The organism is Leptospira kirschneri serovar Cynopteri str. 3522 CT (assembly GCF_000243695.2).
GTDB classification, from domain to species: domain Bacteria; phylum Spirochaetota; class Leptospiria; order Leptospirales; family Leptospiraceae; genus Leptospira; species Leptospira kirschneri.
Window position 1 is genome coordinate 350,090 of record NZ_AHMN02000008.1, and the last position, 11,112, is coordinate 361,201.

The 11,112-nt window shown below is 35.7% G+C and carries 8 protein-coding genes and 1 pseudogene; 1 reads left to right on the forward strand and 8 read right to left on the reverse strand.

Annotation, left to right across the window (positions count from 1 at the left end; translation table 11 throughout):
- Positions 1-156: 156 nt before the first annotated feature.
- The 4 genes and pseudogenes from LEP1GSC049_RS214405 to LEP1GSC049_RS214395 form a co-directional block, all read right to left on the reverse strand.
- Positions 157-3,732 carry a PAS domain S-box protein gene (locus LEP1GSC049_RS214405; protein ID WP_016560798.1) on the reverse strand — a complete coding sequence of 1,192 codons (3,576 nt, stop codon included), beginning with the start codon at positions 3,730-3,732 and terminating at the stop codon, positions 157-159.
- A gap of 931 nt (positions 3,733-4,663) precedes the next feature.
- Positions 4,664-4,892: pseudogene (locus tag LEP1GSC049_RS2000000229075) on the reverse strand (hypothetical protein).
- A 136-nt stretch (positions 4,893-5,028) separates the two neighbouring features.
- Positions 5,029-6,444, reverse strand: coding sequence for a Fe-S cluster assembly protein SufB (gene sufB / locus LEP1GSC049_RS214400; protein WP_004760910.1), 1,416 nt, complete (start codon positions 6,442-6,444; stop codon positions 5,029-5,031).
- A 503-nt stretch (positions 6,445-6,947) separates the two neighbouring features.
- Complete coding sequence (locus tag LEP1GSC049_RS214395) at positions 6,948-7,529, reverse strand: peroxiredoxin (protein WP_004750304.1); 582 nt, start codon at positions 7,527-7,529, stop codon at positions 6,948-6,950.
- Between the two features lie 435 nt (positions 7,530-7,964).
- On the opposite strand from LEP1GSC049_RS214395, the gene LEP1GSC049_RS214390 reads away from it, so the two are divergent.
- Positions 7,965-9,062: a helix-turn-helix domain-containing protein gene (locus tag LEP1GSC049_RS214390; RefSeq protein ID WP_004750608.1), complete on the forward strand. Its 1,098-nt coding sequence runs from the start codon at positions 7,965-7,967 to the stop codon at positions 9,060-9,062.
- A 136-nt stretch (positions 9,063-9,198) separates the two neighbouring features.
- On the opposite strand, the gene LEP1GSC049_RS214385 is transcribed toward LEP1GSC049_RS214390, so the two are convergent.
- From LEP1GSC049_RS214385 to LEP1GSC049_RS06875, 4 genes are all read right to left on the reverse strand, one after another.
- On the reverse strand, positions 9,199-9,609 hold the full coding sequence (locus tag LEP1GSC049_RS214385; protein ID WP_004750279.1) for a hypothetical protein: 411 nt from the start codon (positions 9,607-9,609) through the stop codon (positions 9,199-9,201).
- Positions 9,606-9,767, reverse strand: coding sequence for a hypothetical protein (locus LEP1GSC049_RS2000000228315; protein ID WP_004750625.1), 162 nt, complete (start codon positions 9,765-9,767; stop codon positions 9,606-9,608). Before LEP1GSC049_RS2000000228315 ends, LEP1GSC049_RS214385 begins: the two co-directional genes overlap by 4 nt.
- A 34-nt stretch (positions 9,768-9,801) precedes the next feature.
- Positions 9,802-10,140 (reverse strand): hypothetical protein, encoded by a 339-nt coding sequence (locus LEP1GSC049_RS2000000228765; RefSeq protein ID WP_001052787.1) that lies wholly within the window; start codon positions 10,138-10,140, stop codon positions 9,802-9,804.
- Positions 10,141-10,145: 5 nt separating this feature from the next.
- Positions 10,146-11,112: RHS repeat domain-containing protein (locus tag LEP1GSC049_RS06875; RefSeq protein WP_016560777.1), on the reverse strand; the 967-nt coding region annotated here is incomplete at its 5' end.

Here is an 11,112-nt window from a genome sequence, read left to right on the forward strand (position 1 = left end):
AAAATTACAATCTTATGCGAAAATTTGATTTCAAAAGAACCACTTTCAATTTTATAAAAGCTTACTTCAACAAAACGAATATTCAAGGTATTTAAATTAAAAATACCTAGTTTTATAGAGATCAGTAATAAAATTAGAACCAACCATAAATCAAAATCATTCTTTAGGAAGAAATACGTGAAAAATAGTTTTACCTGGCTCGGATTCTAATTCGATCCTTCCTTCGTGTTTTTTTATGATTCTTCTAGAAATGTCCAAACCCAGACCACTTCCTTCTCCCGGTCCCTTGGTGGTAAAAAAAGGATCGAAAATTTTTTCTCTCACTTCCTTAGGAATTCCAGGACCATTATCCTGAATAGAAACCCGAACCTCTTCTTTTCGGTCTTGAATTGAAATCCGAATTTTCCCTTTAAAACGCATCGCTTGCAAAGAATTGTATATTAGATTTGTCCAAACTTGAACCAAATCGTCCGGATATGCCGCGATCATAGGACGAACCGGAAAGTCCAACTCTATATCAACCCCACCTTTTATTTTGTTATGATAAATTGTCAGAACGGTTTCAATGTTTTCCGAGAGATCCGTAAGAACTTTTCCTCTATTTTCTTCCGTATCGATATGAGCATAACTTTTTAAAGCGTAAACAATTTTAGAAGTCCTATCTACGGCTAATCGAATTGATAAAATATTTTTATAAGTATGAATTTCTTCTAAAGCAAACTTAATCAAAGGATAATATTTAGGATCCAAAAACAAGGAAGGAAATTCTTCCAAAGCAGAAGGAAGTCCGTAGTCTAAAAGTCTATCTGCAAGATCGTGGGCATTTTCATAACCTAAACCCTTTAATTTTGCCTTAATCGAATTCAAAGCGATCTTTTTATTTTCTCTGGAAAGAATACTTTCCTTACTTTCGATTCCTTTTCGAATCAATTCTGAAAGATTATGAACGAATTCCGTACTTACAGCCGAAAAATCGTGACCCAATTTTTCCATTCTTTCCGCAGACGAATTTAAGTAGGCCCTCAATTCCCCACTTAGAGCAGAGATGGCGCCTAACGGATTGTTGATCTCATGCGCAATCCCTGCTACGAGTTGTCCTAACGCAGCCATCTTTTCAGAGTGAATCAATTGTTCCTGGGTTTTTTGTAGATGTTCAAGAGCTTCCGCCAACTCGGAAGTCCTGACCTTTACCGCTTTTTCCAATTCTTCTTTGACTTCTTTTCGTTCCGCATTTAAAATAAGTTGAGTAATTTGTTCGGCAACCGTGACTACAAATTGTTTTTCGTATCCTCTCCAACGTCTGAGTTCCCCACCGTGTTCTAGACAAACGACACCTTTGATTTTACCTCTAAGAAAGAAAGGAGCGTCTAACAAAGAACTAATTCCCAGAGGTCTGCTATAAACGTCGGCAAATTCAAAAGTCCTAGGATCGTGAACCGCATCCGAAGCGTCTATAAAACGATCTTTTTGAATGGCTTGAAAATATTTAGGATAACTCGAGAGAGTCATATTCATTTTTTCTAAATTAGTTTGGTTTTTCCGGTCCCAACCTACAACAAGAGTTAACGTATTTGGATCGTCTTTATTAAATATCCAAATAGAAGCCCGATCACAATCGGTGACTTCTGAAGCCATAACCACTATTTTTTTAGCACCCGATTCCAAATTGCCCGACACAAATTCTGGATCGGTCGCCATTTCCATAAGCGCCTGTGCGTGTAAGGTGATCCGTCTAGATTGTTCTTCTTTTTCTCTGATGGCAGTTTTTTTTTGAGTAATATCCCTTGCAATTGCAATTGTAATCCGATTGTCTCCTATGTTTAAGTGTTTAGCGGAAAGTAGAGTATCTACCACTTCTCCACTTTTCTTTTTAAACTGAACTTCATAATCTCTTACAATTCCGTCTTTTGCTAAGATCTCCATCACCTTTTCTCTATCTTTACGGTTGTTCCAGATCCCAAGTTCCAATGGAATTTTACCGATCACTTCTTCTTTAGAATATTCTAACATTTCCGAAAAATGTTCGTTTACTTGAATGTATCTTCCGTTTTGAAGATCGTTGAGTGTGATCGTGTCCGGATTCATTTCAAAGATCATTTCAAAAAGATCTTTGCTAAGACGAAGTTCTTCGTAGAGTTTTTTTCTTTCTTCTTCGGATCTTTTCTTTTCGGTAATATCGGTCGCCAAGGAAATTACTTGTTTCCTTCCGTCTAGTTCAATAATTCTTGCGGAATAAAGAATTGGAACTACGGTTCCGTCGGAAGCAAGATACGCGGATTCTAAATTTTTGACTTCTTTTTTTTGGGAAAGAAGTTCATAAACTTCCATTCTAAAATTCGGAACCTTATCCCAGATATGAATTTCAGGAGTAGTTTTGCCAATTACGTCCTCTCGATTCATTTTCGCCATTTCTAAAAATCGTTCGTTTACATCCGTGATAGTACGATTTTCCCAATCGGTAACTACAAGAGCAGAAGGAGTTAGTTGAAATAATTTCTGAAACAGATCCTTACTTCTTACCAATTCGTTCGCTAAGTTTTCTAACTCTTGCGCATACTCTTTGATTTCCGTAATATCGTGGCCGATGGCTAGAATTTTTTTTTCACCAAAAGATTCCACAAATCGAGCGGAAAAAAGAATAGGCCTAATACTTCCGTCCGCGGTTTTCATTCCTATTTCAAGGTTACGAACGACTCCGTCTCTTTGAAGTAATTCAATTATTTTTTCTCGATCTATTAGATTATCATAAATTCCTAAATCGATTGCGGACTTAAAAAGTACATCCTCTTTGGATTTTCCAGTATATTCTAAAAAGCGGTCGTTTACTTCCAACAAAGTTCCATTCAATTTTGATAATGTAATTGCGGAAGGATTCAGACGAAAAATCTGACTCAGAATTTCCTCTTTTTCACGAACCTCATCCAGTAGTCTTTGTTTTTCTCTTCCTTCTTTGATCCTGTCTGTCATCGGAACCGTAATACTCAAAAGAGCGGTCTTTCCCATGTATTCGATAGGTTGAGCGGAAAAAAGTCCCCAAAACTCGTTACCCGTTGTAGTCCTAAAAGGCATTTCGATACTATCTACAAAACCTTCTCGACTTATAACTCCGAAAATCGCTTCTTTCACTTGATCGGAAAACCAAACTCCCAACTCGGTCATCGTTTTTCCGATGAGTTTATCCGGTTCATATTCGATTTGTTCTGCAAATTTACGGTTCACTTCCAAAAGTTTTCCGGTATCGATTTCGGAAATAGACATTGGAAATGGATTCAAAACGAAAATTCTTCGAAGCGCTTCCCAACCTTCCTTAATTTCTTCATAGAGTTGTTTATGAACTTCTTCATTGTGTTTTTGTTCTGAAATATCTCTGATCGTTCCCCAAAGCGCGGTTGGATTTTTAGATTCGTTTCGAATCAAATACATCCGTACGGAAATCAAAATATCTTTCCCGTCTTTACGAATGTATTCTTTTTCAAATTCTTGAGAATAACCGATCGACAAAAGATCTTCATGGAAAACTTTTCTTCGGGAAGAATCCCAATTTAGAGGAAACAAAGACCAAAGACCGTCTTTTTTAAGTTCTTCAAACGAATAACCCGTAAGAATTTGAAAAGCCGGATTCGTTTCCAGAAAAGAACCATCTAAATCGGCAATCGAGATTCCATCTCGGCTGGTTTCGAAAATCTGTCGAAAGAATTCGGAGTTGAATAGATTTGAATCCGATGTATTCATAAGTCTGGATATAATAAAAGACGACTAAATCTTAAATAACGTAAGTTCACTTCCGTTTCATAAAAGTTAATTTTTCCGTAAAAAATAAAATTGAATGTGGGAACTCCCTCTTTTTTAGTCCTTCCAAACGATTAAGATTTGGTATAAAGTATGATCTCTGGAACTATTATTTTTAAAAGACTTGTTGCTCACGTTAAATTAATTATAAAAAAGGAAAAAGCATTTTAAATTAGAATCTAAGATTTTTAGAAATTTACGATTCGAACATATGAAAATACTCAGAATTATAGAACAGAGTACCGAATATTTTGCACTCCAATCAGATTTTTGCAATAAAAACCCACGGTATTCAATTTTATAGATTTCAGTAGTATCTAAAATTTAACGGCTTATTTTATCAAAGAAACAGAAGTTCTCAAAAAATTATATCTGACTTGAAATTATTGGCTTTTTTATGGGAGATCCCACATTCTAAGTTTTGAAACAAACTTAGAATAACGTGAGCAGAACATCCGTTTTATCTAAGGTCTATTTTTTCGTAAAAAATAGATGTGGGAACTCTCACAAATCGTGGATTTACAGTTAAACTTTGAAATTGTAGGAGCATACAAAAAGAACCATCGCCCATCCGATTTTTGCACAAAACCGCTGTTTTGCGACCATCATTAAAATTTAAATTCCATTGTAAGATGAGTTTTGACTGAAAAAGAATTTTCTAAAAGTATGAGTTCCTACATTATTTTATAGACGAACCTAAGTTTTATGGTAGTTCCCACACTGGAATATGACAGATTCAATTGTTATAAACTTTTATTCTATAAATTGCAGTAGTTCCTACATTTTCAGAATAGATTTATAAAAGTTCAGATTCTAACTTTTTTTGGTAAGATAACGTGAGTTCGACGTAAGAAAATTGGGGCGAATAATAAACTCAAGTGCAACGAGGGTCGTCGTCGAGCTCGCAAATTTCATAGTGGACTGGCTCACGACCTAAAACGCGATCCGTAGAGAGCGTTTTACTGAGTTTCAAACGCGATCCGTAGAGAGCGTTTTACTGAGTTTCAAACGCGATCCGTAAAAAGCGTTTTACTGAGTTCTTTTCGCTCCAATTCCTTCGGAATTTTTCAAACTTAGGTGCTGCTCACTATGGATCGCAGCATAATAATCGCTTTCGCATTTGTTATGCCGAACTCACGTTAAGATAAATCATGGGTCGAACCCACGTTAATTTAAGTTTAAATCTTTTAGAAACGCTTGCAAAAAATATTCAAAATTCAGAATATTCTAAATCCTTAATTAGCTTACTACGGAATCTTTATTTTCCTGAATCACGTGACCGTCTTCTAAGATCATACGAATCAATCGGGTCATCTCCACAGAATATTCTACGTTCAAATGTTTGGTCACACCTTCACAAAACCCGTTGATAATTAGTAGTTTTGCATCGTCTTCCGACAAACCTCTAGATTGAAGATAAAAGAGTTGATCTTCGTCGATTCTAGAAACGGTAGCTTCATAATTTAAAGTTCCATTTTGACCGGAAACATCATTATAAGGATACGCGTGAGACTGAGAGCGGTCATCCATCATTAAACCGTCACATTTTACATGAGAATAGGAATTTTCAGATCCGAACGTGAACTTAACCAATCCTCTGTAGGAATTGATTCCACCGTCAAGAGAAACACCTTTTGCTAATATATTACTTCTAGTATTTTTACCAACGTGAATGATTCTAGCACCAGTATCCTGAATCTGACCTCCGCCTGCAAACGCAAGAGATAGAATATCCCCTGTAGAATGATCTCCTTGCAAAACGATTCCAGGATACTTGATCGTATTTGCACCTATGTTCACGTCTGTCCAAGTGATATGACCTCTTTCATGACATAACCCACGTTTGACGGTCCAGTTGTACATATTTTTTTTCCAGTTCTGGATCGTAGTATAAAAGATTTTAGCGTTTTTATGGGCGATAAGTTCTACAACCGCGGTATGAAAATTGGTGCCTTTATCTTGAACCGAAGAACAACCTTCCGAATATTCCAATTCGGCGCCTTCGTCCGCAATCAATAGAGTTCTTTCATACTGACCGGAAGAAGCCGCGGTCACTTTAAAATACGCCTGAAGAGGCATGGGAGTTTTTACACCTTTTGGAACAAATGCGAAAGAACCTCCCGAAAAAACACAACTGTTCAACGCGGAGAATTTATTATCCCCCACGCTCACGATCGTTCCTAGATATTTTTTTACTATTTCAGGATACTCTCGGATCGCAGTATCGATGTCGCAGAAAAGAATTCCTAGTTCGGTTAATTCTTTTTTAACATTAGCATAAACTGTTTCGGAATCGTTCATTGCTTCGATTCCGGCCAGATATTTACGCTCGTGTTCCGGAATTCCCAGACGTTCAAAGGATTTAAGAACCTCTGGATCTACTTCGTCCCAGGATTTTTTCTTTTGTTGATTGGAACCTATATAATGAGTATAGGAATCTATATCTACATTGAAGTTTGGAAAAAATCCCCAAGTAGGCATCGGTTTTTGTTCGTAAATTTCAAAAGCCTTAAGACGGAAGGACGTAAGCCAGCCAGGTTCATTTTTTATATGAGAAATAGATTCTACAACTTTACGCGTAAGACCTTTGGGAAAGTTATCTGGACGATAATAACGGTCTTCATGGATAGATTTTTTTTCTAGGGCTTGTTCCATTTTTCATCCCTCTTTTAGACATATCTCGCGACCCATAGGGAGCGAGATCTGAGTTTACCGAACACAATCCGCGTTCTACTGAGTTTGAACGATAATGTTCTTGAGCTAAACTAATCGACTCATGACATCTGTGAAAGAACGCTCTTTCACAATTCACATCTTGCTACCCACAAAACTCTTTCAAGTTCAACTCCGATCAAACAAACGATCCATTGAAAAAATTTAAGACTACACAATCGAAAATACGTTCTTCTAAATCGAATATAAAATCATTCTTTTTAAGAATTTACCCAAAACCTGTAAGGAAAAACGCAGTAGTTCCCACATCTTTCATTTCAACTTTACAGTTTGAATTTTTTCGATAACTGATTTTGCGTGAGTTCCTACATTTTAAGACCTAAAACACAAAACAGCAAGACTACTTTTTAATCCTTTCGATTTTTAGTTTCTTTCAAATCGTTAGTGTCATCATCCGCAGACTTACGTCTGCGGATAGGAAAAAATCAATTTACGGCAGCAAAGTAATCCTTAGATTTTTCTGGATCTGCTTTCATCGTTTTCTTTCCTTCATCCCAATTGGCGGGGCAGACTTCTCCATGTTTTTCAACAAATTGAAACGCCTTGATCAAACGAATCGCTTCATCAATATTACGTCCTACTGGAAGATCATTGACAGTCGCTTGACGAATTACACCTGCGGGATCGATGATAAAAGTTCCCCTCAGAGCCACTCCTCCTTCGGTCAAAACGTTATAATCTCTGGAAATAGATTTAGTTAAATCTGCAATGAGAGGATATTTAACATCGCCGATTCCTCCTTCTTTTTTAGGAGTATTTTTCCATGCGAGGTGAGTAAATGCAGAATCCACAGAAACTCCCAATACTTCTGCTCCCAGTTTTTTGAATTCTGCAAGTTTGTTATCGTATTCGATGATCTCAGTCGGGCAAACGAAGGTAAAATCAAGTGGGTAAAAGAACAATACTACCCATTTTCCTTTGTAGTCTGAAAGTTTGATTTCCTTGATCTCTTTTCCAAGAACGGCTTCTGCCTTAAAATCCGGCGCTAAAGATGTAACCTGAGGCATTTTTATTCTCCTTTTTTTTAAATTTAATTTTGAAACTTAGACACTTCCATAATATCCTTCAATCCCTTTGAAGCAAATATTTTTTAGAATCATTCTAATTTTTCTTTAATTCTAAAAGATGAGGTCGGAACTACGGCCAATTTCACGGTGGTTTCTAAAAATGTGGGAACTACCACTTTTTTCTACTTAACTTGGGTTCAGTATAACGCTTCCTGAATGCCGATCCTTAGATAGGTATTGGCTGAGTTTTTCTAAAAGTATGAGTTCCTACGTTTCCAAACTTATCTGTAAAATCATGACTTGTAGTTCCCACATTTTAGGAATCGATCCGCAAAATTCAGATCCAACTTTTTTCAGAAAAATGAATCATAAATTCCTTACGTAAAACTCACGTTAAATACAATCGGAATTTTAGATTATGAGAATTTTTTAAAATTGGGAGTTATCTATTTTCATGCTTTTGCTGTAGTTATTGGATTTTTATTAGGATTTTCTAAACTTTTTTCAAGTGACGGTTTTAGCAAATCCTACGGTTCCGTTTTACAATCTGCTGCATTTTTTCTAATTTTAAATAACGGTATTCTGATCGATCAAGGAACTTTGCGAAACGATAGTAGAATGTTATTCGGTTCTTACTATGGCCTGGTTCTTTATTCTAGTTTGGCTGTATTTGTCTGTTTCCAGTATGTATTAGAATCTTTTGATAATCCTTGGATCTATTGTAAAAGACTTTTAGGAATCATTCCAGTTACGATTTTACTTTCTTATTTCATTCCCGATCTTTACTTTATATCCTTCACAGACATTCTAGGATTTGCGATTTCTATTTTTACTTTTATCTGGTCTTTAAGAAAAGTTTTAAAATCCAATAAACCTATTTTATACTTCAACCTCCCCTTTTTATCGTTTTTAATTTCTATTTGTTTTGTTTTTGATTTTTTAGGAACGGTTTTTAATAAAAAGGATTTCTTTCTTTTAACAGAAATGATTCCGGGTTCCGTTATTTGTTATACACTTATTTTAGAACGTTTTTTCCCTTCTTTATTTAATAAGACGGCTACGATTCCAAATTCTAATATAATCAATGAAATTGAATTAGAAACCATTCCTGAAGTCAAAGAAACTCAAAAAAATAAATATCCGTCTAGAGATTTGTTAGAAGGGATCAATTTAGAAAAAGTTAAAACCAAGCTAAATCATTTTTTAGATTCCAAAGGTTTTATAGACGAAGAATTGAGACTTCCTGATTTTGCCTCTGGTTTAGGTCTTTCTACGCATCAGGCTTCTTACTATCTAAATCAATATTTGAATATGAGTTTTACTGATTTCCTGCAATTTCATAGAATCAACGAAGTGAAAAATATGATGCGTATAAAAGCGAATTATAATCTTTTAAATATTGCTTTTGAATGTGGTTTTAATTCCGCTTCTTCCTTTCACAAAGCTTGTGTTAAATATACGGGCAAATCTCCCAGAGATCTTAGACAAGAACTTCTTTCTACTGAAACCCAAAGAAAAGGTGAAAGTGAATGAGTAAAAAACTTAATAGTTTTTTAATATAACAGCAATACCGATTAAACCATTTTTTTCTTATTGTTATGTTCCGATTCTTGGGTTTTGCGAGACTCAGGAAATCTATGTTCCACTATTGTTTTTGTCAGATCCCATTTTAGTTTTTGTGAGGTTCAACTCGATGTTCTTTCCATATAATTTTCCCATCTTCGTTTAAATAACAAGTCCTTGTTAAATCTTCAATTAAAGGTCCATCGGGAATTGAAACAGTCCAACCTTTAAGAACCCAAGTCTCTGCTAATTTAATGATTTTATCTTGAAGGCTATTTTCATCCTTGTTGAAGGTGACTACATAATGGTAATCATGAAAACATGTATCGTCTGCATTTGCCACATTTATTATATTTTCTTTAGTTTTGAATTTGTGATAAAAACCTGCAAAGTAATTACTACTTTCTCTAATTTCATGATCAAAACCTAATAATTCATTTTGAATTAACTGCACAAATGCATCTAATTCAAATACATTTTCCGGTAAATCGAAACGAAAGTATATTTGCGTAATCATTTATTATTTCCATAAAATATCGTTGGTTGATTTGGAACCTTTCCTTTTTCAAAACCTCCAACTGATATGTCTCTATTAAGAATTTTTCCCCATTTTTCTGACCAAGAGCCAATTTCCGGATTTTTACCGTTTATTTTATCGCAAAACACTGATTGCATGCAAAATATTAGGTACTTTATTATATTGTTATGATTAGTGCCATTTTTTGATAATTTCTTTAGCTTGTTTTGTGATTTTTTTCCATTCAGAATCATTTAGGATTTCTATATCCGTTTCTTTTTCTACATAGCTATTTAAAAGTTCTCTTAATTTAAAAAGTTCTTTAACAGTATTTTCGGAGATCCCGGATTCAATAGAAGCTTGTTCAAGAAATTCATCAAAACCATAATCGTCAAATAAAGTACACATTACTTCATTATAAGAAGAAATTAATCCTGTATCATTATCCTTATTTAGCCACAGCTTTCTTTGTAAGTTCAAGTCCGCTATTTCGGCGATTAGATTATAAATATTTTTGCTATTTAAATTCATGAAGTTTAAAATTTAGGCATTTTGGTAATATCAAATTTATTTAATGGTATATGTGCTTCCGGTAATTTTCCACTTTTTAATACGTTTCCATTGGCATCATAAAATTTACCATCTTTCATAAATTTTACATATGAATTTTGTTGAGCAGGGTTAGGACTATTTGGATTTCCCGGCATTTGCCTTATTGAATTGTGAGGATTTGCAGGATCGTGAAAAACTGCACCTCCGCCCTTTTTGCTTTGTTTTTCAACAAAACCTTCCGGCACAGATATTGTTCCTTTAACCGAATTAGTCGCAGAACTCGCTCCCGACGAACCCGGCACATTAACATTTGGCTTAGGCAACCTGGAGCCAAGAGCTTTCGTCGCAGCACCACCAAGAACCGCGCTCATAGTGTAAGCTTTAGCTTGCCCCACGGCGTAATCACGAACTTTGTCGTCTTTGCTCGTTAATTTACCAGCAAAATCTTTAGCACTTGCGTAAACTTCCTTTCGGTTATCATAAAGTTCCTTTGCGCCTTTAGCCGTAGCAACCGCAGAGTTCACAGCAGCGTTAACAGGAGTCGGAGCAGAAAGAGCAGACTTAACAGAATCTATCGCACTCTTTGCAATTCCTTTAGAAGCGTCTTTAAAACCAGCATTCTCGTCTTGAGGAGCATGGCCAGTCGGATCCTTCGCCCCAATCGGATTGTTGTAAACATAAGCAAAACGATTCCAGGCTTGTGAATTGTATTCATCTGGAATTAAAGTATCCGCACTGGTAAACCTCGCAATCCCAGGATCGTAAAATCTCGCATTGAAAAAATAAAACCCAGACTCTCTGTCTAACTCCTGCGAATTAAACTTAGGAGAAAAATTCAAATCTCCCCGTTGCACAAACGTCTCACCATAAGGAAGATACTGCATCAGAGAAAGAGTATTCCCCTCATCGTCTAACACGGTAGAGACGGAATCTACTTGATCAGTCAGATAA

Coding starts and splice junctions, on each gene's coding strand:
- LEP1GSC049_RS214405 (WP_016560798.1), bottom strand. CDS start 3,732: ATGAATACATCGGATTCAAATCTATTCAACTCCGAATTCTTTCGACAG.
- sufB (WP_004760910.1), bottom strand. CDS start 6,444: ATGGAACAAGCCCTAGAAAAAAAATCTATCCATGAAGACCGTTATTAT.
- LEP1GSC049_RS214395 (WP_004750304.1), bottom strand. CDS start 7,529: ATGCCTCAGGTTACATCTTTAGCGCCGGATTTTAAGGCAGAAGCCGTT.
- LEP1GSC049_RS214385 (WP_004750279.1), bottom strand. CDS start 9,609: ATGATTACGCAAATATACTTTCGTTTCGATTTACCGGAAAATGTATTT.
- LEP1GSC049_RS2000000228315 (WP_004750625.1), bottom strand. CDS start 9,767: ATGCAATCAGTGTTTTGCGATAAAATAAACGGTAAAAATCCGGAAATT.
- LEP1GSC049_RS2000000228765 (WP_001052787.1), bottom strand. CDS start 10,140: ATGAATTTAAATAGCAAAAATATTTATAATCTAATCGCCGAAATAGCG.